The following is a 22796-nucleotide window of genomic DNA, read 5'->3' as shown; positions in this document are numbered from 1 at the left end:
GGGCCGCGCTGGGTACATAGCGGCGAGGGAGTGCGTGCGTTCGCGCCGAAATCCGGCCCGGACTGGCATGATGAGGCTGTGACCAACCGAATCCCGCCAGCCAGCGGCCAGGAAACGGAAGCGCAGCCAGCCGGCCTGCGGCTCCTGGAGGAGGTCCGCCGCGACTTGGCAGCCGTCTCGTTGCCGCTGGCCCTGCCGACGGCCGAGCAGGCGCGGCTGGAGATCCGGAACTCCGTGGCCCAGCTCGACGACTACATCCTGCCCCGTTACCGCAGCCTTGACGCTCCGCTGCTGGCCGTCGTCGGCGGCTCAACGGGTGCCGGCAAATCGACGCTCGTGAATGCGCTCGTCGGCCATGCAGTTACACGCGCCGGCGCCATCCGGCCCACCACGCGCCAGCCCATCCTCCTGCACCACCCTTCGGAAGCTGCCTGGTTCGATGACCAGCGGGTTCTGCCCGGACTGAGCCGGATCCGCGGAACCGTCGTCCCGGCCGGGGTCACGCCTGCGCCCGGCGGTCCACCCGGAACGTCGACGGACACCACGCCCGTCTCGTCACTGGTCCTCGTGGGCGAGCCGGCCGTGCCCGAGGGCATCGCACTGCTTGACGCTCCGGACGTGGACTCCATCTCCGATGAGAACCGCAGGCTCGCCGGGCAGCTGCTGGCGGCAGCGGACCTTTGGATTTTTGTGACAACCGCCAACCGCTACGCTGACGCCGTTCCCTGGAAGCTTCTGCTGAACGCCGCGTCGAGGGACATCATGGTGGCGGTGGTCCTCGACCGCGTGCCCCCGGCGGCGGAAGCCGAAGTGAGCGAGGATCTGCGCAGCATGCTGGCAAGGGAGGGCCTCGGTGCCGCCCGCCTGTTCGTCATCCCGGAAGTTGCCCTGGGCAGCTCCGGGATGCTGCCTGCGGAAACCGTGGAACCCCTAAAGGCCTGGCTCCGCGGCCTTGCCGACGACGCTGCGGCCCGCGCCGACATCGTAAGGCGGACACTGCACGGCGCCGTGCGGGAACTTGGCCAACGCATGGGACGCATAGCCGACGCTGCCAAAGAGCAGGGCCGCGCGGCTACCCGGCTGGGCGACGACGTACGGGCCGCCTACCAGGACGCGGGCACCCGGATCATCGACGCCACCAAGGACGGTGCACTCCTGCGTGGCGAGGTCCTGGCCCGATGGCAGGACTTTGTGGGAACAGGTGAATTCTTCCGGAGCCTGGAGCAGAACGTGGGGCGGTTCCGCGACCGGCTGGGGGCCTTCGTCCGGGGCGAGCCCGCGCCCGCAGTGAAAGTGGAAACCGCCATTGAAACGGGACTCCAGGCCGTCATCCTGGATGAGGCGGCCAAGGCAGCAGAGGACGCGGACCAGCGCTGGCGCTCGGATCCGGCAGGCCGGCAGCTCCTGGGCACCGACGACCTCTCGGGAACGAGCCCCGGCTTTGGGGACCGAGTGGCGGCGGAGATACGCGACTGGCAGGCCAGCCTCATGGAACTGATCAGGACCGAAGGGCAGGACAAGCGGACCCAGGCACGGTGGCTCTCCTTCGGCATCAACGGCCTGGGCGCCGCACTGATGATTGTGGTTTTCTCCATGACTGCGGGCTTGACCGGCCTTGAGATCGGCGTCGCCGGAGGGACCGCCGTCGTGGGCCAAAAGCTGCTCGAAGCAGTCTTTGGCGAGGACGCCGTACGCCGGCTCGCCCGCACCGCCCGTGACGATTTAGCCAGCAGGTGCCGAAGCCTGCTGGCGGCTGAGCAGGAGCGCTTCCTGGACCGGCTGGCCCCGGACGCCGGGCAGGCCGCGGCCGGGCTCGCCGAACATGCACACGCACTCACGCGGCTGGCGGACGCCACGTGAACCGCCGGGGGAGGGCGAGGGAAGAGACGCGGCTGGAAGGCCGCCTCGAAGCCTTGGGCAGGGCGCGGGAGCTGGCGGAGGGCGTGCTTCCCGACGCCGCCCTCGAGGACGTGCTCGGCGTCCTGGAACGTGCCCGGTCGCGGCGGGCGCTCTCGGCCGACCACACGGTGGTGGGCTTCTTCGGGGCGACCGGAAGCGGAAAGTCCACCCTGTTCAACGCCGTGAACGGCGCCGAAATCGCGACGGCGGCGGCGCGCCGGCCCACGACATCCGAACCTTTGGCGAGTGTGTGGGGAGCCGACGGCAGTGAGCCGCTGCTGGACTGGCTGGACGTCCGCGCCCGCCACCTCGCGGATCCCGTGGACGGGTTTGCCGACGGGGATACCGGGCTGATCCTGCTGGATTTGCCCGACTTCGATTCAACCCGTACCGCGAACCGCGAGATCGTGCAGAGGCTGGTAGGGATGGTGGACGTCCTGGTCTGGGTACTGGACCCGCAAAAGTATGCCGACGCCGCCGTCCATAACGACTTCCTGGCTCCGCTGGCGTCACACGGGGCCGTCACGCTGGTGGTGCTCAACCAGGTGGACAGGCTGCCGGCAGGGGACGTGGAGCCAGTGCTGGAGTCGCTGCGGGGGATCCTGGCCCGCGACGGGCTGGGGAAGGTGCAGGTTCTGGCGGCGTCCGCGCTGACAGGAGCGGGAGTGGACGGTGTCCGGTCTGCCATCCGCCGCGTGGTTGCGCAGCGGGAGGCGCTGTCGCTGCGGCTGTCCGCGGACGTGACCAAGGCGGCGGCGCAGCTGGAGGAAGTTTCGGGCCGCGGGGAAGCCGCCGGCGTGAAGGGCGGGACCATAGCGCGGCTTGCCAGCGAACTGGCGACGGCGGCCAACGTGCCCCTGGTGGCAGATGCGGTGTCCGCGTCCTACCGGATCGAGGCCACCCGGCGCACCGGCTGGCCTGTGACGCGGTGGCTGGTCCGCTTCAGGCCTGATCCGCTCCGCCGGCTCAACCTGCGACGCGACGCCAGCGCCGAGGTGAACCGGACGTCGTTGCCGCCGGCGGGAGCCCCGGAGCGTGCGCGGAGCGATGCTGCGGTCCGCCAGTTCGCAGACGCCGCCAGTGACGGTGCCCCCGGGCCCTGGCAGGCATCCATCCGCGCCGCGGCCCGGACAGGGAGGGACCGGCTGCCTGATGCCCTTGACCAGGCCATTGCCGGGACGGACCTCGCTGCGGGCCGGAAATCCTGGTGGTGGGGTGCGTTCAACGTTGTGCAATGGCTGGCGCTGCTCGCGGCGGTGGCAGGGCTGGGGTGGCTTGGTGTGCTGGCCGGGCTCGGCTACCTGCAGCTGCCCGTGCCGGAGGTGCCCCGGGTGGAAGGCTGGCCGGTCCCCACACTGCTGATTGCCGGCGGAGCTGCGCTTGGCGTCCTGCTCGCCGTGACGGCCAAATTCATCTCTGCCGGCGTGGCGCGCCGCCGCGGTGCGAGGGCCAGGAAGCGGCTCAACGCTGCCGTGGCAGAGGTGGCGGGCCGGCTGGTGGTGGAACCGGTGGAGGCGGAGGTCCGTCGCCTGGAGGCGTTCAACGCGGCGCTGCGGGCCGCCGCGGGCTAAGCCTTTGTGCCCGGCCGGTTAGCCGGCTGCGGCCTCCAGGGCTGCGGCGGCGTCCCGGACCTTGATCATAGTGCGGAGGTTTCGGGTGGTGGTGGAGGCCTTGTACTTCGGCTTGGCGGACAGTTTGCTGAATGGGCTTTCGAGAGTACCGCCGGCGGGGGCCAGCCAGGCCATGGCCTCGGGGCCCAGCCGCTCCTGCTGCGCGCCGCCCAATGCTTTGCCCATGGCGAACAGCTCATCCAGCGCAGCCGTGTCCGAGGCCAGGGTGAGATACGTGTGCGTGCTCTTGTCGTCGGCGGGATAGCGGCACGCGGCCACGAGCTCCGAGACGCGGTCCGCGGTCAGCACCACCACCCAGGCGTCGTAGCCGAACGACTCCCGCAGCGTTGCCTCGAATTCGTCCTTGACGGCGGCAGGGCCGAGATCGCTGGCCAGCACCACGTTGCCGCTGGCCAGCAGCGTCTTCACTTCGGTGAACGGTCCCGCCGTCAGGGCCTGCTTAAGGTCCGCCATCTTGATGTTGATGCCGCCCACGTTGATGCCGCGGAGGAACACTGCGTAGCTGGTCATGCGCCCACACTACAGCGGCCGGATCGTGCGTTGCCGCTGGCTAGACCGTCCAGACGGGCCGAAGTCGGCGCCGGCGGTATGCCCGCCCTAGCCGCGTTAGGGCGGCCCCGCACCGCGCTGTTCGGGATGGCGCATTTCGCGCAACCCGGGTCCGGGCAGTCCAGATCCTGGTAGTGGCGGTGCCGTTGACTGGTAGGTGTGGCTGGTGGGTGTGGTGATTTCGATGGTGTGCCGCGGCCCGGGTCTGGGTTGGGCTTTCCATCCGGGTTGTTCCTTGGTGTGGTTGCAGGCTTCGCAGAGCCCGGCGCCGTTGGCCAGGGTGGTTGGGCCGTCGTTGTGCCAGGGGATGATGTGGTCGTGGTGGCGGATCGGTGCGTCGCAGTAGGGGGTGCGGCAGGTGTCGTCGCGGACCTGGATGAAGCGGCGCAGCTTTGGCGGGAACAGGCGCCGTTGGGAGTCCATGGCCACGAGGTCACCTGTCCTTGGGGCGGTGTAGAGCCGGCGGAGCCAGGTTTTGAGCTCCTCACGTCCGTCGCTCTTTTCCTGCGTTATCAGTTCCCGGGCCCAGGCGGCGGGGACAACGCCGTAGCCGGCGAGGCGGGCGGGTTCGGTGTCGGCTTGGAGGAGGGTGCGGTCGGTCATGACGAGGCTGATGTCGATGCCGGTGATGCCGCCGGGGGTCCCGGTGGTCCGTTCGACGAGGGTGTCGGCCTTGATTTGTCCCAGGCTGCGGGGGTCGCCGGCGGCTTTGAGGGTGTCCGCGTGCCGGGTCAGGGCCGCGTAGACTGCGACGCCCTGGTGGGCGGGCAGCAGCGCCGTCAAATAGGTCATGCAGTCCGGGGCCGGGCGCAGGGTGACCGACCGTTCTGAGGCGGCGTGGCTGGCGCGCTGGGTGACCGAGCGCGGGTCCCTGCGGGCGGCGGCGGCCCGGGCGGCGGCGATGACGGCCCGGGTCCCGGCACCGGTGAAGGTCCCGGTATCGGCCGCCAGTTCCTCATCGACCGCGGCCCGGTCTTCCACGCCCAGGCACGCTGTTTCCTTCACGACGTGGATGGTGCGTTCTTCGTTGAGCTGTCCGGTGTCCAGGGCGGACAGGGTGTGGGGCATTTCGGTGACCAGGGCCTTGGCCATGCCGAGGAACCGGCCGCCGCGGTGCGGGGACTCGCCCCGGGCCAGGGCGATCTGCTCGGCCGCGCCCATGCTCTGTGCCTTGGGACGTTTCTGCCCAGGTCCCCGGCCGCCAGGGTGCCGGGCTTGGCCTGCCCGGCGTTGTCCGCCTGTGGTTCGCCGTTGGCGTGTTCCTCACGGTGGCGGAGTTCGAAGGCGACGGCGAGCCGGGCCTGCTGGCCGGCGGCCCAGCATTTGAGGTTCTCCAGCGCCCGGGTCTGGTCGATCAGGCCGGCACCGTCGGCGCTGAGGTCGGCCCGCACCAGGACAGCAGCGGCCGCGACCCGGTCCTCCACGCCCGCCCGCGGCGCTCCGTTCCCGCGCCCATCAGTGCCGGTGGCGGCGCCCCCGCCGGAGGAGAGGTCACCGGCGAACAGGACATCTGCAAACAGGACGTCCTTAAAGAGAAGCTCGGGGAAAGGGTCCTCCGGGAAAACATCGTCAGCAAGGAGGGCGTCGCGGAACGGGTCCTCCGGAGAAACGTCGTCCGGGTATAAAAAGTTCGGGTCATCGTCAGCCGGCAGCCCGCCGTTGGCGACCTGATCGAACGGGAACCCGCCGCCCAGGAATGCATCCTCGGGTACCGCGTCAACGGGAAGGACTGCGTCCGTAAGGACGGCGGTGGAAAGAAGGGCGTCAGGAACTGCGGCAGCCAGCAGAACGCCGCCATGCGGCGCTCCTGCTGTCAGTGCTGCATTCCCCATGCCTTCCATGAACACAGTCTGCCAAGGGGGTCCGACATTAAAGGGCCGATCCGGCACCAGATGGGGCGTGATCCAAAAATCTCTTTGATTCGGTCCTGGAACGAAATCTAGGTAGCAGCAAGCGGCGTTCTCACCCGTGGGAACGCCCTGATCTGCTACCCAGTTGGGTGCCGGGGCCCGGCGACGCGACGCTAGTCGTTATTCTTGCGGAGGGCTTCGGTCAGCACGCGGGCCGCGTTGCAGACAACCTCCGCGTGCAGGCGGCCGGGCTGGCGGGTGAGCCGCTCAATCGGGCCGGAAATGGAAACAGCGGCAATGACGCGGCCGGACGGCCCGCGCACCGGAGCGGAAACTGAGGCAACCCCAGGCTCGCGTTCGCCGAGGCTCTGGCCCCAACCCCGCCGTCGTACTCCCGCCAGGACGGTGGGCGTGAAGCGCGCCGACTGCAGGCCCTCCAGCAGGCGGTCGTGATCCTCCCAGGCGAGCAGCACCTGGGCGGCAGAACCGGCCTTCATGGACAGCTGGGTTCCCACGGGAATGGTGTCGCGCAGGCCAATCGGCCGTTCGGCGGAGGCAACGCAGACCCGCCAGTCGCCCTGGCGGCGGAAGATCTGGGCGCTTTCGCCGGTGGCATCGCGGAGCTGCATGAGGACCGGCCCGGCGGAGGCGATCAGCCTGTCCTCGCCGGCGGCGGACGCCAGCTCAACGAGGCGGCTGCCGAGGACAAAGCGGCCCTGGATGTCGCGGCTCACCAGGCGGTGGTGGACCAGGGCCAGCGCCAACCTGTGCACTGTTGGCCGCGCCAGTCCCGTGGCAGCAACTAGCTGCGCCAGAGTCGTGGGTCCGGCCTCGAGTGCGTCGAGCACCTGTGCTGCTTTATCAATGACACCGACTCCACTAGAATTGTCCATGTACTGATATTGCCGTCTCATTATCTGAGATGCAAATCTTTTGACTGGCTTATTACAGGGGTCTGCTGTTTCAGTGGAACCAACAACAAACAGCTTCGAAGGGAGATGGCCATGGCCAAAACATTGGCCGAGAAAGTCTGGGATGCGCACGTGGTGCGCAAAGGCGACGGCGAAGGCGCCAACGCCCAGCCTGACCTTCTGTACATCGACCTGCACCTCGTCCATGAGGTGACCTCCCCGCAGGCATTCGAGGGTCTCCGCCTGGCCGGCCGCAAGCTGCGCCGCCCGGACCTCACCATCGCCACCGAGGACCACAACACCCCGACGCTGGACATCGACAAGCCGATTGCCGACCTTACCAGTCGGACCCAGATCCAGACCCTGCGCAACAACTGCGAGGAGTTCGGCGTCCGCCTGCACCCGCTCGGTGACGCCGAGCAGGGCATCGTGCACGTCGTGGGTCCGCAGCTGGGACTGACCCAGCCCGGCATGACCGTGGTCTGCGGCGACTCGCACACCTCCACCCACGGCGCGTTCGGTGCGCTGGCCATGGGCATCGGCACGTCCGAGGTGGAGCACGTCATGGCCACCCAGACGCTGTCGCTCAAGCCTTTCAAGACCATGGCCATCAATGTCGAGGGCACGCTGCGCCCCGGCGTGACCGCCAAGGACATTATCCTCGCCGTCATCGCCAAGATCGGCACCGGCGGCGGCCAGGGTTATGTCCTGGAGTACCGTGGCTCGGCCATCCGCGCGCTGTCCATGGACGCCCGGATGACCATCTGCAACATGTCCATCGAAGCAGGCGCCCGCGCCGGCATGGTGGCTCCGGACGAGACCACCTACGCCTACATGAACGGCCGGCCGCACGCGCCGCAGGGCGCCGAGTGGGACGCCGCCGTCGAATACTGGAACACGCTGCGCACCGACGACGACGCCGTCTTCGACGCCCAGGTCGATCTGGACGCCAACACCCTGGAGCCGTTCGTCACCTGGGGCACCAACCCGGGCCAGGGCGTCTCACTGTCGGCCAAGGTGCCGTCCCCGGAAGACTTCGGCGACGAGAACGCCAAGGCCGCGGCGGAACGCGCCCTGCAGTACATGGGCCTGGAAGCCGGAACGCCCATGAAGGACATCCGGGTGGACACCGTCTTCCTGGGCTCGTGCACCAACTCCCGCATCGAGGACCTGCGGGCGGCGGCGGACATCATCCGCGGCCGCGAGAAGGACCCGAAGGTCCGGATGCTGGTGGTCCCCGGCTCGGCCCGGGTGCGCCTCGAGGCCGAGGCTGAGGGCCTGGACAAGGTCTTCAAGGACTTTGGTGCTGAGTGGCGCTTCGCCGGCTGCTCCATGTGCCTGGGCATGAACCCGGACCAGCTGGAGCCGGGGGAGCGGTGCGCCTCCACCTCCAACCGCAACTTCGAAGGCCGGCAGGGCAAGGGCGGCCGCACGCACCTCGTTTCACCGGTAGTTGCAGCCGCCACGGCCGTCCGCGGAACGCTCAGTTCGCCGTCGGACCTCGACCCGGCACCGGAATCCGCAGCCCTCACCACCGACGCCGCCTAGGAAGACGCCATGGAAAAGTTCACCACCCACACCGGCATTGGCGTTCCGCTGCGCCAGAGCAACGTTGACACGGACCAGATCATCCCGGCCGTGTACCTCAAGCGCATCACCCGCACCGGCTTTGAAGACGCGCTGTTCTCAGCGTGGCGCAAGGACCCGTCCTTCATCCTGAACCAGGAGCCGTTCAACGCCGGGTCCGTGCTGGTGGCCGGCCCGGACTTCGGCACCGGTTCGTCCCGCGAGCACGCCGTCTGGGCGCTGAAGGACTACGGTTTCCGCGCCGTGCTCTCCTCCCGGTTCGCTGACATCTTCCGCGGCAACTCGGGCAAGCAGGGACTCCTTGCCGCCCAGGTTGCCCAGGATGACATCGAGCTCATCTGGAAGACGCTCGAGAACGCGCCGGGGACCGAGGTGACCGTTGACCTCGCCTCCAAGACTGTGACCTGCGGCAACGTGGTTGCACCATTTGAGATCGACGACTACACGCGCTGGCGCCTGCTCGAAGGCCTCGATGACATCGGGCTGACCCTGCAGCACGAGGAGGACATCACCGCGTACGAAGCCACGCGGCCGTCCTTCAAACCGCTTACGCTGCCGGCCAGGACCTCCTGACCGGGCAACCAAAAAGCATTGCCAGAAGGCCCGCCGTGCACAGCCGCGGCGGGCCTTTCCGCTGCCCCCGGTTCGGCCGCCGGGCCCCACAGCCCGCGTCAGTATTTCGGTTCGGTAACGCGAACTCATATGCTTAGCTGGTGCCTTTGTAAGGATTTGGGGGGCGAGTAGTCGTGAGGAAACCGGTAAATGAGTAGTGTTCTGACAATCCGCGGAGGCGTCCCGCTAACTGGCCGTGTCAGCGTCCGCGGTGCCAAGAACCTTGTGCCCAAGGCCATGGTGGCCGCCCTGCTGGGCAACGAGCCCTCTGTGCTGCGGAACGTTCCGGAGATCAAGGACGTCGAGGTGGTCACCAGCCTGCTGCAGCTGCATGGCGTGACCGTCGAGAAGGACCCCGTCACCGGCGACCTGACCCTGGATCCAAAGGCGGCCAAGACGGCGCCGAGCACAGCCATCGACGCGCACGCCGGTGACTCCCGGATTCCCATTCTGCTCTGCGGTCCCCTCATCCACGCGATCGGCGAGGCCTTCATCCCGGACCTGGGCGGCTGCAAGATCGGTGACCGGCCCATCGACTACCACCTGGACGTGCTGCGGCAGTTCGGTGCCGTCGTCGAGAAGCGCCCGGGCGGCATCCACATTTCCGCGCCCAAGGGGCTGCACGGGGCCAAGATCTCCCTGCCGTACCCCTCCGTCGGAGCCACGGAACAGGTCCTCCTGAGCGCAACCCGCGCCGAAGGCATCACCGAACTCTCCGGTGCCGCCACCGAACCCGAAATCGTCGACCTCATCGCCGTGCTGCAGAAGATGGGCGCCATCATCAGCGTCCAGACGGACCGCACCATCCGCATCGAGGGCGTCCGCGACCTGGGCGGCTACAATCACCGTGCCCTGTCGGACCGCAACGAGTCGGCTTCCTGGGCATCCGCGGCGCTGGTGACGCGCGGCGATATCTTCGTCGAGGGCGCCTCGCAGCGGGACATGATGACCTTCCTGAACACCTTCCGCAAGGTGGGCGGCGGCATGGACATCGGCGAGGACGGCATCCGTTTCTACCACCGCGGCGGCAAGCTCAGCCCGCTCGTCCTCGAAACCGACGTCCACCCGGGCTTCATGACCGACTGGCAGCAGCCCCTCGTGGTGGCCCTGACCCAGGCCGAAGGCGTGTCCATCGTGCATGAGACCGTCTACGAGAACCGCTTCGGCTTCACCGACGCTCTCATCCGGATGGGCGCCAGCATCCAGGTGCACCGGGAGTGCCTGGGCAGCGTGCCGTGCCGATTCGGGCAGCGGAACTTCCTGCACTCCGCGGTCATCTCAGGCCCCACGCAGCTCAAGGGAACCGACATCGACGTGCCGGACCTCCGCGGCGGCTTCAGCCACCTGATCGCCGCACTGGCTGCCACCGGCACCTCGCGGGTGACGGGAATCGACATCATCAACCGCGGCTACGAGCGGTTCACCGAAAAGCTGGCCGGGCTCGGCGCCGACTTCGACATCTCGTCGGCGAAGTAGCGGGGGCCCGGTGAAAGAATCGGCCAAAAGCCACACGACGTTCGTGATTATCGCCGGCATCGTCCGGCCGGTCCTGAACCTGATCATGAACAAGAAATGGGAGGGCACGGACAAGCTTCCCGCGGGCGGTTTCATCGCCGTGCCCAACCACTGCACCGAGATCGACCCCCTCGTGATCGGGCACATGCTGTACAGCAACAAGCGGGCCCCGCACTTCCTGGCGAAGTCGGGCCTCTTCAAGGTGCCGGTGGTGGGTGCCGTGCTGCATGCCACCAAACAGATTCCGGTGGAACGCTCGACGGCGGGGGCCAACCGTTCGCTCCAGCTCGCCCAGGAGATTGTGGCTGAGGGCGGGGCGATCATCATCTACCCCGAGGGCACGCTGACCCGCGACCCCGACCTGTGGCCGATGAAGGGCCACACCGGAGCCGCCCGGCTGGCCCTGGAGACGGGCATCCCGGTGGTGCCGATGGCACACTGGGGAGCGCACGAGGTCTTTCCCCGCTACGCCAAGCGGTTCCACCTGTTCCCGCGCAAGACGTCCAGGATCCGGATCGGCGACCCCGTTGACCTCTCGCGCTTCGCGGGCCGGTCCCGGGACAAGGCCACACTGGCGGAAGCCACGGAGGTCATCATGGACGCCGTGACAGGACTCCTGGGCGAACTCCGCGGGGAGCAGCCGCCGGCCCGGCGCTGGGACCCGGCCGCCCACAACCAGACGAAGCACGGCCGTGACGTTGAGCGGGGCGGGAAATGACCCCTGTGTCTGCCCGGCCCGGCTCCGCCGTGTCTGTGGCAGTTTTGGGTGCCGGTTCGTGGGGGACCACGTTCGCGAAAACCCTCGCCGACGCCGCCACCGCCTCCGGCGTTGACCGCAGCATCCGGGTCTGGGGACGCCGGGAAGAAGTCGTGGCCGAGATCAACGGCAACCACCGCAACCCCCAGTACCTCGCCGACATCGACCTTCCGCCGAGCATCACCGCGTCCACCGACGTCGCGGACGTGCTGTCCGAAGCTGACCTGGTGGTCCTGGCGGTTCCCGCGCAGTCGCTGCGCCTCCAGTTGCGCAAGTGGAAGCCCCTGATCGGGCCCGACGCCCTCGTGGTGTCCCTGATGAAGGGCCTCGAACTGGGCTCGGACGCACGGATGAGCGAGGTCATCGCCGAGGAACTGGACATCCCAGCCGAGCGCATCGCCGTCGTATCCGGCCCCAACCTGGCCATGGAGATCGCCCGGGAGGAGCCCACGGCCTCGGTGGTTGCCTGTGCCGATGCCGCCGCCGCCGGCTGGATCGCCAGAAGCTGCACCGCCCCGTACTTCCGGCCCTACACCACCTCCGACATCGTTGGCGTCGAGATCGGCGGCATCGTCAAGAACGTCATCGCGCTGGCCGTCGGCATCTGCGAGGGAAAGCAGATGGGGGACAACACCAAGGCTTCGGTGATTACCCGCGGCCTGGCTGAAACCTCCCGGCTGGCCCTGGCACTCGGCGGCAAAGCCCACACCATGGCCGGCCTGGCCGGCCTCGGGGACCTGGTGGCCACATGCTCGTCACCGCTGTCCCGGAACCACACCGCCGGCCGCCTGCTGGGACAGGGGCTCACGCTGGAGGAAGTCACCCAGAAAATGACCCAGACGGCCGAAGGCATCAAGTCCGGCCAGGCAGTCCACGAACTGGCCGGCAAGCTCGGCGTCGAAATGCCCATCACGGCGGCCGTCGTCGCGGTCCTCGCCGGAAAATTGTCCGTTGACCAACTCGGGCCGCTGCTGCTGTCCCGGGAACTTAAAGCCGAAGGCGATTACTGACAGTGTCGGAAGAAAACTTGACCGCAGCGGACAAGACCAACCAGAGCCAGACATCCCCTGACAAGCCGCGGGTGGCCGTCCTCTTTGGCGGCCGCTCGAGCGAGCACGCAGTCAGCTGCGTGACCGCGGCCGGGGTGCTGGGTGCCATCGACCGGAACAAATACGACGTTGTTCCCATCGGCATTGCCAAGTCCGGCCAGTGGGTGCTCGCGTCCGGGGACACGGCCCAGTGGTCACTGTCCGCCACCTCGCTTCCCGAGGTTCCGCCGTCGGCCCAGACTGTAAGCCTCACGGAGATCGGCGGCGAGCACCAGCTCATCGTGACGGCCCCCAACGAGGTGCCGCAGGAACTTGGCACCGTGGATGTGGTGTTCCCGCTGCTGCACGGACCCTTCGGCGAGGACGGCACCATCCAGGGGCTCCTGGAACTCTCCGACACCCGTTACGTCGGCGCCGGCGTCCTGGCCTCGGCGGTAGGCATGGACAAGCACTTCATGAAGGTGGTCTTCGAGGCCGCCGGCCTGAAGGTGGGCCCGTACATCGCGGTGACCGACCGGCAGTGGCGAAACGACCCCGAGTCTGTCCGCAAGCAGGTCGACCTGCTGGGCTTCCCGGTGTTCGTCAAGCCCGCCCGGGCCGGATCCTCGATGGGCATCTCCAAGGTGGACTCGCTTGACGGCCTGGACGCCGCGATCGAGGCGGCCCGCGAACATGATCCGAAGCTGGTGATTGAGGCCGGCATCGTGGGCCGGGAAATCGAATGTGCCGTGCTCGAGGGCCGTGGCGGCGACGCCCCGCGCACGTCCCTGCCCGGCGAGATCTCCGTGGCAGCGGGCGAGCACGAGTTCTACGACTTCCAGGCCAAATACGTCGATGACGCGGCAGCCCTGAGCTGCCCGGCGGACATGCCTGAGGAGGCCATTGCCCGCGTCCGCGAGCTTGCTGCCGCGGCCTTCGATTCTGTGGGGGCGGAGGGCCTGAGCCGGGTCGACTTCTTCTATACGCCGGACGGGGATCTCATCATCAACGAGATCAACACCATGCCCGGGTTCACGCCGAAGAGCATGTACCCGCAGATGTGGGCGGCCACCGGACTGAGCTATCCGGAACTGATTGACGAGCTGATCCACCTGGCGCTGACCCGCAAGACCGGCCTGCGCTAGTCCCCACCGGCACCCTAGCCTCGCTCCGCTTCGGCCAGGGAACCCTGCCGGCGTGGGCCCACCACCGGGACCGGGACCCTGGCCTACTTGCTGGTGGGCAGGTCCTGGACTTCCTGCTGGCCCACGCACTTGCGGCTGGCCTTGATCTTCGCAGCTGCGCCGGACAGGTCAGCCAGGACAGTGGCCGAGCTGATTTTGTCCGGATCCATCAGGATTTCCGTGGCCGGTTCCCGGCCGTAGGTGGTCAGCGTCCACACGGGGTCGCCCTCCTTGATCACCCAGTCGACGTCGTTGACGCTCACGCAGCGGTCAGTGGTGGGCCCGGGCACGTTGACCCCGCACCGCAGGACCACCCGGGACGGGTCGCCCCAGGCGGCGGTGGCCTGGCTGTTCGTCTTCCGCAGCCGGGCGTCGCCAATGGCATCCGGAAGCGCCACCATCATCGGCGCGCAGGCCGGATTGGCGGCGTCGGCGGCGGGGGCAACGTCGACGGCGGGTGAACAACCGCCCAGCGCCAGTCCAGTGAGTGTGGCGGCGACTGCCACCCTCAGCCTGCGTACGGGTTTGTGGGCAGGTTTCTGGGCCGGCGGGTAGTGCATCCTTCAAGCCTATCGTTCCGCGGGGAGCCGGACGGACCGCCGGGGTGCCCGCACTCCTTGGCTGCCGGGCCCGGAAACAGGCCAACCGAAAATGTCTGTCCGTGGCGGTAGCGTAGTGGCGTGCACCAAACACCATTGACTGTCGCCCAACTGTCCGAAGCGGAGCTTCTGGCCCGGATTTTCCCGCGCCTGGAACTCAGCGCCCTGCACAGTGCCGCCGTGGTCCTCGGACCGGGTGATGACGCCGCCATCGTTGCGGTTCCGGACGGCAGGACGGTCATCAGCATCGACACCCAGGTTCAGGACCAGGATTTCCGGCTGGAGTGGAACAACGGCTACCGGACCACCGGCTACGACGTCGGGTGGAAGGCCGCAGCGCAGAACCTTAGCGACATCAACGCCATGGGCGCGTCGGCAACCTCAATGGTGGTCAGCCTGACCATGCCCCCGGACACTCCGGTCGGGTGGGCCGAGGACCTGGCGGACGGTCTCACCGCCGCCATCAGCAAGCTGGGGGCGGGCGCGTGCTCTGTCGCGGGTGGCGACCTTGGCCGCGGCCGCGAGCTGTCCGTCACCGTTGCAGTCCTCGGCACGCTCGACGGCGGCCAGCCGGTCCTCCGGTCCGGCGCCCAGGAAGGCGACACGCTGGCGATCGCCGGGCGGGCAGGCTGGGCCGCTGCCGGGCTGGCACTGCTGGAGTCCGCCCATCACGTGAGTTCGCTGCCGCCGGAGCTGCTGTCAATGCTTGAGCTACAGTGCCGGCCGGAGCCGCCCCTGGAGGCCGGTCCGCTGGCGCGCATGTCCGGCGCCACAGCCATGATGGACATTTCCGACGGCCTGGTGCGGGACGGAACCAGGCTGGCCGTGGCCAGCCACGTTGTGCTGGACCTCGATCCCGGGCAGCTTGGCCGGCTCGCCGAGCCCCTCCGCCACGCCGCCACCCTCCTGGGCGCCGACCCGCGCGCCTGGGTGCTCGGCGGCGGGGAAGACCACGGGCTTCTGGCCACTTTCCCGGCGGGCATGCAGGTGCCGCCCGGGTTTACTGGGATAGGCTCAGTACAGGCCTGCGGCGCCGACAAGGCGCCCGGCGTGACGATCGCGGGACGGCCCGCTGACTCCGTGGGATGGGATCACTTTGCAGACTAAGGTTGCCGCGAACGCGCAAGCGATGAAGCGGTGGTTGGGCAAGGCCGAAACCGCACTGGGCAACCACAGCGACCGCCTCAATGCCATCAATATCTTCCCGGTAGCCGACGGCGACACCGGAACCAACCTCTACCTCACCGTCCGTGCCGCCCACCGGGCGCTGCAGGATGCCGCCCCGGCGGGCGCCGGCCAGCCTCCGGCGGAAGTCGGCCAGGAGGCGCGTCCGGAACCGGCAGGGCAGCAGGCACGGTTCCGTCAGCAGGCACAGCTCAATGACGTCGGCGCCGTCCTGGCCCGCGCCGGCCAGGCAGCCATGGAAAAGGCCAAGGGGAACTCCGGCACGCTCTTCTCGGTCTTCCTCTGCGCCGCGGCAGAACCGCTGGCCGGGCATGCCAGGCTCACCTCCTCGCTCCTCGCCGCCGCCCTCAACCGGGCCCAGATCAGGGCCTGGTCCGCGCTGAGCGACCCCGTGCCGGGCACCATGCTGTCCGTGATGGAGGCAGCGGGCCGGGCCGCGGCCGCCGTCGACGCCGGCCAGAACGGCAATGACAGCAACCATGCCCTGGGCCTGGTCCTGGATGCGGCCGTCGAGGCCGCCCTCGAGGCCGTGGTCCGCACGGAGGGGCAGCTGAATGTCCTGCAGGCCGCGCACGTGGTGGACGCCGGCGGCGTGGGAATGCTGCTGATCCTGGATTGCCTCCGATCGGCGGTGCTCGGCGAGGAGCTCCGCAGTGAACTGCTGGACGGCCTGCACGGGTACGACCTCCAGGACCCCCACATCCACACCGACATGCCGGACGACGACGGCGTGGAGGTCATGTGCACCATCAGCCTGTCCCCGCTGGACGCCGCCACGCTCCGGCAGCGCCTCGATGAACTCGGGGACTCCGTGATCATGAGCCAGGTTGGCCCTTCCGCTGACGCCGGGGGCCGGTACCGGTGGCGGGTCCACGTGCACGTCCCGGACCCGGCTCCCGCCCTTGCGGTGATCAGGTCGCTGGGCGACCCGGCGGAAGTGTCCGTCAGTGAGCTCGCCCTGCCCCGGGATCCGTCAGGAGAAGTGAGCGCAGAAGGAAGATGAACGTCGAACTGGAACTCGGCCTGGAGCGCCGGATCGGCAAGCGCTCCGCGGCCGTGATCGAGAAACACCTGGGCATCACCACGGTGGGCGGCCTGCTCAACTACTATCCTCGCCGCTACCTCAACCGCGGTGAACTGACGCCCATCAGTGAACTTCCGTTCGATGAGGACGTCACCCTCATCGCCCGCGTCGTCTCCAACAGCAAGAGGCAGATGCGCGCCCGGAAGGGCTTCATCATCGACGTCGTCATTACCGACGACGCCGGAACGGGCACGCTGAAAATCAGTTTCTTCAACGGCCACCGCGCCAAAAATGAGCTGCAGCCCGGCCGGCGGGCCATGTTCTCCGGGAAGGTGACCCGCTATGCCGGTTCGCTGGGACTCACCAACCCGGACTACCAGCTGCTGGACGAGGACCCCGATGTCCCCGGCATGGACCCGGAGAAGCTCGCGGCCATGCCCATCCCGATTTACCCGGCCACTGCACATCTCACCAGCTGGTCCATCCAGAAAGTCATGACTGCCCTGCTGGAGACCGCGGACCTGGACGCCCTGCGGGATCCGCTGCCGGCGGCCATTGCGGCCCGCGAGAAATTCCTGCCGCTGCCGAAGGCCTACCGGCTCATTCACGCCCCGGAGACCGCGGCGGACTGGCGGAAGGCCAGGGACCGGTTCCGTTACCAGGAGGCGCTGGTTCTCCAGTCCGCACTGGCCCGGCGCCGTGCCCAGCTTGCTTCCGAGGAGGCCACAGCCCGGCGCCCCGTGCCGGAGGGACTCCTCGCAGCCTTCGACCGCCAGCTGCCGTTCACGCTGACCGCGGGCCAGTCCGCCGTCGGCAAGACTCTCGCGGCGGAGCTGTCGCAGGACGGGCCCATGAACCGGCTGCTGCAGGGCGAGGTCGGCTCCGGCAAAACCATTGTGGCGCTGAGGGCCATGCTCCAGGTGGTGGACGCCGGGGGACAGGCTGCGCTGCTGGCGCCAACAGAAGTGTTGGCGGCCCAGCACTTCGATTCCATCCGGCGTACGCTCGGACCGCTGGCCCGCGACGGGCTCCTGGGCGGACTGGGTGAGCATTCGGTGCAGGTCAGCCTGCTCACCGGCTCCATGCCGACCGCCGCGCGTAAGCAGTCACTGCTCGATGCCGCGTCCGGTGCGGCCGGGATTGTCATCGGCACGCACGCGCTGTTGAGCGACAACGTCACCTTCTTCGATCTGGGCCTCATCGTGGTGGATGAGCAGCACCGCTTCGGCGTGGAACAGCGCGATGCCCTGCGTGCCAAGGCCAGCAAACCGCCGCACCTGCTGGTCATGACCGCCACGCCGATCCCCAGGACCGTGGCCATGACGGTGTTCGGCGACCTCGAAACGTCCGTTCTGGACGAACTGCCGGCCGGCCGTGCGCCCATCACCACTCATGTGGTGGGCCTCGCGGAAAATCCCGCCTGGGCGGCACGCATCTGGTCCCGTTCCCGTGAGGAGATCGAGGCCGGACACCAGGTCTACGTCGTGTGCCCCAAGATCGGGGCGGACGACGACGGCGACTTCACTCCCGGTGAAGCGGAACCCGAGCCCGGGGAACTGGAGGGGGACGGAGCGGCACGCGAACTGGCCTCGGTGACCGCCGTCGTCGAGCACCTCAAGGAGGAGCCCGCCCTGGCGGGAGTGGCGCTGGCACCCCTCCACGGGCGGCAGGACCCGGTGCTGAAATCGGAGACCATGGCTTCCTTTACCGCCAACCAGACAAAGCTTCTCGTCTCCACTACCGTGATCGAGGTGGGTGTGGACGTGCACAACGCCACCCTGATGGTCATCCTGGACGCGGACCGCTTCGGCATCTCCCAGCTTCACCAGCTCCGTGGCCGCGTGGGCCGGGGCGGGCTGCCGGGCACGTGCCTGCTCGTGACCACCCTCGAACCGGGCCACCCCAGCCGGCGCCGGCTGGATGCCGTGGCGGCCACCACCGACGGATTTGAGCTGTCCCAGGAGGACCTGAAGCTGCGCCGCGAGGGCGACATCCTCGGCGCCTCGCAGTCCGGTGGCCGGTCCACCCTGAAGCTGCTTCGCGTCCTGGAGCACGAGGACATCATTGCCCGAGCCCGGCTGGACGCCCAGAAGATCGTCGCCGCAGACCCGGCGCTGACCGGCTATGCGGCATTGGCCGAGGCCATTGACGAGTACCTGAATCCCGAGAAGGAGGCGTTCCTTGAACGCGGCTAGCACGAACCCCTTCCCAGCCAAGCCGGCGCCGGAGGGGGGCGGGGCATGAGCAGGATCGTCGCCGGTGCCGCGGGAGGAACCCCGCTGGCCAACGTTTCGGGGTCCCTGACGCGGCCCACGACGGACCGGGTCAAGGAGGCGCTGTTTTCCCGGCTCGACGCATTCAACGTGCTCGGCGGCGCCCGGGTCCTGGACCTGTACGCCGGGTCCGGGGCGCTGGGGGTCGAGAGCGCCAGCAGGGGAGCGGAAGCCGTCGATCTGGTGGAATTCGACGCCAAGGCCAGCGCCGTCTGCCAGCGGAACGCCGACCTCATCAACGGCGTCCTGGGCCGCAAGGCCGTCACCGTGCACCGCTCCAAGGTGGAGTCCTTCCTCGACCGCGCGGCCGGGGAGGCCAAATGGGACGTTGCCTTCCTGGACCCGCCGTACCCCCTCGATGAGCCCGCGCTGGCGTCTGTCCTGGAAAAGCTGGCGCCGCACCTCAACGACGGAGCGGTGGTGGTGGTCGAGCGGTCGTCCCGCGCTGCCGAACCCGGATGGCCGGAGGGCCTGGAGCGGTTTGCCGACAAGAAGTACGGCGAGACCCGGCTGTGGTACGCCGAACCGTCCAGTGGCCAGGACGTGGACCTCGCACTGGAGGCCGAGGACTGAGCCGCCTGGTCCGGCCGGCCGGCCGTGGCCGACAGTCAGCCGCGGCCGGCCGTGGCCGACAGTCAGCCGCGGCCGACACCCGGGCTAGTCCGGCAGCCTGACTAGTCCGATATCCGGTCCAGTTCCACGCCGGCCAGGACCTTGGCCGGATGGGGGCCGCGTGCCGTGAGGGCGGCGGTCCATTCCGGCGGCCACGGCTTCCTGGTGCCGGCGAGGATGATGTTGCCCGGGTACTTTCCCGTGAACATGCCGGCCTCTGCGCAAGCGGCGACGTCAGTCATGGCCATCCGCAGCGCGGCCACCTGGCTCCGGACCAGCGTCAGGCCCGGCTCGTCGCCGACATTTACGATCAGCACGCCCCGTTCCGTGAGGAGTGCAGCGGCTTCCTCGTAGAACCCGGTGCAGGCGATGTGCGCGGGCGCTTCCGGGCCGGAGAAGATGTCCAGGATCACGACGTCGAAACGCAGCTCCGTGGGCAGTTCCGCCAGGGCAGCGCGTGCGTCGCCGATAATGGTATGGAGGTCGGTACCGTCCGGCAGCGGCAGGCGATCCAGCACGAAATCGAGCAGCTCCCGCTCCAGCTCCACGGCATACTGCACGGAGCCGGGACGTGTCGCCTGGATGTACCGCGCCAGGGTCAGGGCGCCTGCCCCCAGATGAAGGGCACGGATGGGTTCACCCCACGGAGCGGCGAGGTCCACGATGTGCCCGATGCGGCGCAGGTATTCGTAGAAGATGTCCTCGGGGTCGGCCAGGTCCACGTGGGACTGCTCGGCCCCGCCGATGCTGAGGACGAACCCGCCGTCTGTATAGGTATCCGGTTCGATGACGGCGTGCTGGCCGGTGGCGCGCAGGAAGCGCGATGCCCGGGAGGCGCCGTCGGCCATGGTCAGAGCCTGTCCCTGAGGGTCGCCAGCCGAGCGGCGGCCTCCTCGAGGACGTCGTCGCGCTTGCAGAACGCGAACCGCAGCAGGCTGCGCGTCCGTTCCGCGCCCTCGGGGTGGCAGAACACGGGCACGGGGATCGCTGCCACGCCCACCAGCCCTGGCAGCCGCCGGGCCAGGTCCACTGAGTCCCGGATGCCCAGCGGCGAGGTGTCCACGTTGACAAAATAGGTGCCATCGGGCGTGAACACGTCCAGGCCGGCTGCACCAAGCCCCTCGCTGAGGATGTCGCGCTTTTTACGCAGTGTGGCGGAGATGCCCTCGTAAAACTCGTCGGGCAGGGCCAGCGCCGTAGCGATGGCACTCTGGAACGGGGTGCCGGAACTGTACGTGAGGAACTGCTTCACCGTCCGGATCGCCGCTACCAGGTGCTCCGGGCCGCTCAGCCAGCCGACCTTCCAGCCGGTGAAGGAGAACGTCTTGCCCGCCGAAGAGATGGTGACAGTCCTGTCGGTGGCCCCCGGCAGCGTGGCCACCGGTATGTGGCGGACGCCGAACGTGAGGTGCTCGTACACCTCGTCGGTGATGATGATCGCGTCATGTTTCCGGGCGAGGTCGACGACGCGCTGAAGCACCTCGCGCGGGAAGACCGCGCCGGTGGGGTTGTGCGGGTTGTTCAGCAGCACGACTTTGGTGCGGTCGGTGAACGCCGCTTCCAGGGCTGCGGTGTCAGGAAGGAAATCGGGGGCCAGCAGAGGGGCAGTGACATGCGTGGCGCCGGAGAGCCCGATGATCGCGCCGTAGGAGTCGTAGAACGGCTCGAAGGTCAGGACCTCATCGCCGGGGCCGACGAACGCCAGCAGGGATGCGGCGATGCCCTCGGTGGCGCCGGTGGTGACGATGATTTCAGTGTCCGGGTCCGGATCCAGTCCGTAGAACCGGCTCTGGTGTGCGGACACGGCCTTCCGCAGCTGCGGGATCCCCTTGCCGGGAGCGTACTGGTTGGAGCCAGCGGCGATGGCAGCCCGGGCGGCCGCCTTGATCTCCTCGGGGCCGTCCTCGTCGGGGAAACCCTGTCCCAGGTTGATGGCGCCGGTCTGCATGGCCAGCGTGGTCATCTCCTCGAAGATCGTGACGCCCAAAGCGCCGTCACTTGCCAGCAGGTTTGCCCCGGTGGCAGCACGCTGCCAGGGCGCCGGAAGTGTTTGTGTCATTGGTTTCCTGCCTGTCTGTTCAGCCCCTGCCCCGAGGCGGCCGGTGCCCAAGTCATGGTATCCCGGCCCGCCAATACGGTAGGTTCGGAGCATGAGACGCGCCGTATGCCCTGGCTCCTTCGACCCCATCCACAATGGACACCTCGAGGTCATCGCCAGAGCCGCGAGCCTCTTTGATGAAGTGATCGTCGCCGTGTCCACCAACTATGCCAAGAAGTACCGCTTTCCTTTGGAGGAGCGGATCGAGATGGCACGGGAGACGCTGGCCTCCCTCCGGGGCATCGTCGTCGAACCCGTCGGGGAGGGGCTGCTGGCGGAGTATTGCCGGCAGCGCGGCGTGTCCGCCATCGTGAAGGGGCTGCGGTCGTCGTCGGACTTTGACTATGAACTTCCCATGGCGACGATGAACCGTCAGCTGAGCGGAGTGGAAACCGTGTTTCTCCCGGCGGAGGCGCACTACCTCCACCTGTCATCCACCCTGATCAAGGAAGTGGCAACCCTGGGCGGGAGTGTGTCCGAGTACGTTCCCAGATCGGTGCTGAAACGGCTTCTTGCGGGCGCGCCTTAGGCCGGCCGGCCCTCCAGGGGGTAGGCTTATCCGGTACGTTTCCGGTGCACGCCGGCCGCGTGCCCCGGCGTGGCATCCGGTTTGAGTCCGTCAGGGAGTTCAGGCTAAGATGGTACGTCGGTCATATGTTCAACAGGAGTTCTCATTAAGCGAGATGCAAGTTCGCCCTTGATGTTCGATGTCAAGGACCTCGGACGCAGTCCGGGGAGCATGCGTACACTGACGGAACATGTACCCGCGCCGGGGGATCTCGGCGTGGCACTCATTGGCGTTCAGGAAGGCTCGGATATCGAGCTCGACCTGAGGCTTGAGGCCGTACACGAAGGAATTCTGGTATCAGGAACTGCCTTCACCGAAGTAAAAGGTGAATGCGGCCGATGCCTGGATCCCCTTGCGTATGACCTTGAGGTCAATGTGCAAGAACTTTTCCTCTACGAAGGCGTACTGCTTTCTGACGGGGAAGACGATGAAGAGCAACGTCGAGTCGAGCACGATCTGATCGATCTTGAGCCGGTGTTGCGGGACGCAGTTGTTACCATGCTGCCGTTCCAGCCGGTGTGCCGGGAAGACTGCCAGGGCCTGTGTTCCGAATGTGGAGCGCGCCTGGAAGACGAGCCGGGGCACCACCACGAGGTCGTAGATCCTCGCTGGGCTGCCCTAGCTGATCTGGCTAAGCCTGACCGGCAAAATTGATTTGTAAGTGTTTTTCTAGAGAGAAATGAGTTAGCCGTGGCTGTTCCCAAGCGGAAAATGTCTCGCTCGAATACCCGCGCCCGCCGCTCCCAGTGGAAGGCAACCGCCCCCCACCTGGTGAAGACCATCGAGAACGGCCAGGTCACCTACAGCCTGCCGCACCAGGCAAAGGTCGTTACCGACTCGGCTGGCACTGCGCTGTTCCTTGAGTACAAGGGCCGCAAGGTCGCGGACGTCTAATCGGCCTCCAAGCTGATCAG

General features: G+C 68.0%; 20 protein-coding genes and 1 pseudogene. 15 read left to right on the top strand and 6 right to left on the bottom strand.

All coding sequences use genetic code 11. The features are described 5' to 3' along the window. The first annotated feature begins 135 nt into the window (after positions 1–135). A complete protein-coding gene (locus ABRP34_RS05205) occupies positions 136–1860 on the top strand; it encodes a dynamin family protein (RefSeq protein ID WP_353713311.1) in 1725 nt (574 codons plus the stop codon). Further along, positions 1857–3470 carry a GTPase gene (locus tag ABRP34_RS05200; protein WP_353712487.1) on the top strand — a complete coding sequence of 538 codons (1614 nt, stop codon included), beginning with the start codon at positions 1857–1859 and terminating at the stop codon, positions 3468–3470. Before ABRP34_RS05205 ends, ABRP34_RS05200 begins: the two co-directional genes overlap by 4 nt. 18 nt (positions 3471–3488) lie before the next feature. On the opposite strand, the gene ABRP34_RS05195 is transcribed toward ABRP34_RS05200, so the two are convergent. From ABRP34_RS05195 to ABRP34_RS05185, 3 genes and pseudogenes are all read right to left on the bottom strand, one after another. Beyond that, positions 3489–4040, bottom strand: a complete 552-nt coding sequence (locus ABRP34_RS05195) for a DUF1697 domain-containing protein (RefSeq protein WP_353712486.1) — start codon at positions 4038–4040, stop codon at positions 3489–3491. A 96-nt stretch (positions 4041–4136) separates the two neighbouring features. Further along, positions 4137–5503, bottom strand: a pseudogene (locus ABRP34_RS05190) (DUF222 domain-containing protein). 599 nt (positions 5504–6102) lie between these two features. Then, on the bottom strand, positions 6103–6822 hold the full coding sequence (locus ABRP34_RS05185; RefSeq protein ID WP_043420062.1) for an IclR family transcriptional regulator: 720 nt from the start codon (positions 6820–6822) through the stop codon (positions 6103–6105). 111 nt (positions 6823–6933) lie between these two features. Between ABRP34_RS05185 and leuC the strand changes: the two genes are divergently transcribed. From leuC to ABRP34_RS05155, 6 genes are all read left to right on the top strand, one after another. Then, positions 6934–8388 (top strand): 3-isopropylmalate dehydratase large subunit, encoded by a 1455-nt coding sequence (gene leuC / locus ABRP34_RS05180; protein ID WP_003806024.1) that lies wholly within the window; start codon positions 6934–6936, stop codon positions 8386–8388. A 9-nt stretch (positions 8389–8397) separates the two neighbouring features. Then, positions 8398–9000, top strand: coding sequence for a 3-isopropylmalate dehydratase small subunit (gene leuD, locus ABRP34_RS05175; RefSeq protein ID WP_003806025.1), 603 nt, complete (start codon positions 8398–8400; stop codon positions 8998–9000). A gap of 189 nt (positions 9001–9189) precedes the next feature. Further along, positions 9190–10515, top strand: a complete 1326-nt coding sequence (gene murA / locus ABRP34_RS05170) for a UDP-N-acetylglucosamine 1-carboxyvinyltransferase (protein ID WP_306924221.1) — start codon at positions 9190–9192, stop codon at positions 10513–10515. 10 nt (positions 10516–10525) lie between these two features. Further along, complete coding sequence (locus ABRP34_RS05165) at positions 10526–11272, top strand: lysophospholipid acyltransferase family protein (RefSeq protein ID WP_353712485.1); 747 nt, start codon at positions 10526–10528, stop codon at positions 11270–11272. Then, entirely contained in the window at positions 11269–12321 is a 1053-nt protein-coding gene (locus ABRP34_RS05160; RefSeq protein ID WP_353712484.1) for an NAD(P)H-dependent glycerol-3-phosphate dehydrogenase, read from the top strand. The genes ABRP34_RS05165 and ABRP34_RS05160 overlap by 4 nt, the downstream gene beginning before the upstream one ends. A 17-nt stretch (positions 12322–12338) precedes the next feature. Next, a complete protein-coding gene (locus tag ABRP34_RS05155; RefSeq protein ID WP_353712483.1) occupies positions 12339–13484 on the top strand; it encodes a D-alanine--D-alanine ligase family protein in 1146 nt (381 codons plus the stop codon). An 83-nt stretch (positions 13485–13567) separates the two neighbouring features. On the opposite strand, the gene ABRP34_RS05150 is transcribed toward ABRP34_RS05155, so the two are convergent. After that, on the bottom strand, positions 13568–14083 hold the full coding sequence (locus ABRP34_RS05150) for a DUF3515 family protein (protein ID WP_353712482.1): 516 nt from the start codon (positions 14081–14083) through the stop codon (positions 13568–13570). Between the two features lie 120 nt (positions 14084–14203). Between ABRP34_RS05150 and ABRP34_RS05145 the strand changes: the two genes are divergently transcribed. From ABRP34_RS05145 to rsmD, 4 genes are read left to right on the top strand one after another with little or no spacing between them, the layout of a single operon-like run. Further along, positions 14204–15229: a thiamine-phosphate kinase gene (locus ABRP34_RS05145; protein ID WP_353712481.1), complete on the top strand. Its 1026-nt coding sequence runs from the start codon at positions 14204–14206 to the stop codon at positions 15227–15229. Positions 15230–15251: 22 nt separating this feature from the next. Continuing rightward, a complete protein-coding gene (locus ABRP34_RS05140) occupies positions 15252–16310 on the top strand; it encodes a DAK2 domain-containing protein (protein WP_353712480.1) in 1059 nt (352 codons plus the stop codon). Further along, positions 16307–18526 carry an ATP-dependent DNA helicase RecG gene (locus tag ABRP34_RS05135; RefSeq protein WP_353712479.1) on the top strand — a complete coding sequence of 740 codons (2220 nt, stop codon included), beginning with the start codon at positions 16307–16309 and terminating at the stop codon, positions 18524–18526. Before ABRP34_RS05140 ends, ABRP34_RS05135 begins: the two co-directional genes overlap by 4 nt. Before the next feature lie 45 nt (positions 18527–18571). Then, a complete protein-coding gene (rsmD, locus tag ABRP34_RS05130) occupies positions 18572–19177 on the top strand; it encodes a 16S rRNA (guanine(966)-N(2))-methyltransferase RsmD (protein ID WP_003806036.1) in 606 nt (201 codons plus the stop codon). 101 nt (positions 19178–19278) lie between these two features. Here the strand turns inward: rsmD and ABRP34_RS05125 are convergent, their stop codons facing one another. Next, positions 19279–20064, bottom strand: coding sequence for a fused MFS/spermidine synthase (locus ABRP34_RS05125; protein WP_353712478.1), 786 nt, complete (start codon positions 20062–20064; stop codon positions 19279–19281). Between the two features lie 2 nt (positions 20065–20066). Continuing rightward, positions 20067–21275 carry an aminotransferase class I/II-fold pyridoxal phosphate-dependent enzyme gene (locus tag ABRP34_RS05120; RefSeq protein ID WP_353712477.1) on the bottom strand — a complete coding sequence of 403 codons (1209 nt, stop codon included), beginning with the start codon at positions 21273–21275 and terminating at the stop codon, positions 20067–20069. Between the two features lie 91 nt (positions 21276–21366). On the opposite strand from ABRP34_RS05120, the gene coaD reads away from it, so the two are divergent. The 3 genes from coaD to rpmF all read left to right on the top strand — a co-directional run bounded on the left by coaD (position 21367) and on the right by rpmF (position 22776). Further along, a complete protein-coding gene (gene coaD / locus ABRP34_RS05115) occupies positions 21367–21843 on the top strand; it encodes a pantetheine-phosphate adenylyltransferase (protein ID WP_003806039.1) in 477 nt (158 codons plus the stop codon). A 168-nt stretch (positions 21844–22011) separates the two neighbouring features. Further along, a complete protein-coding gene (locus ABRP34_RS05110; RefSeq protein ID WP_083839717.1) occupies positions 22012–22536 on the top strand; it encodes a DUF177 domain-containing protein in 525 nt (174 codons plus the stop codon). A gap of 36 nt (positions 22537–22572) precedes the next feature. After that, complete coding sequence (gene rpmF, locus ABRP34_RS05105; protein WP_003806041.1) at positions 22573–22776, top strand: 50S ribosomal protein L32; 204 nt, start codon at positions 22573–22575, stop codon at positions 22774–22776. Positions 22777–22796: the final 20 nt, after the last annotated feature.

Source organism: Arthrobacter sp. K5 (assembly GCF_040448525.1).
Classification (GTDB): Bacteria; Actinomycetota; Actinomycetes; order Actinomycetales; family Micrococcaceae; genus Arthrobacter; species Arthrobacter globiformis.
This window is presented reverse-complemented; position numbering and strand designations above follow the sequence as displayed.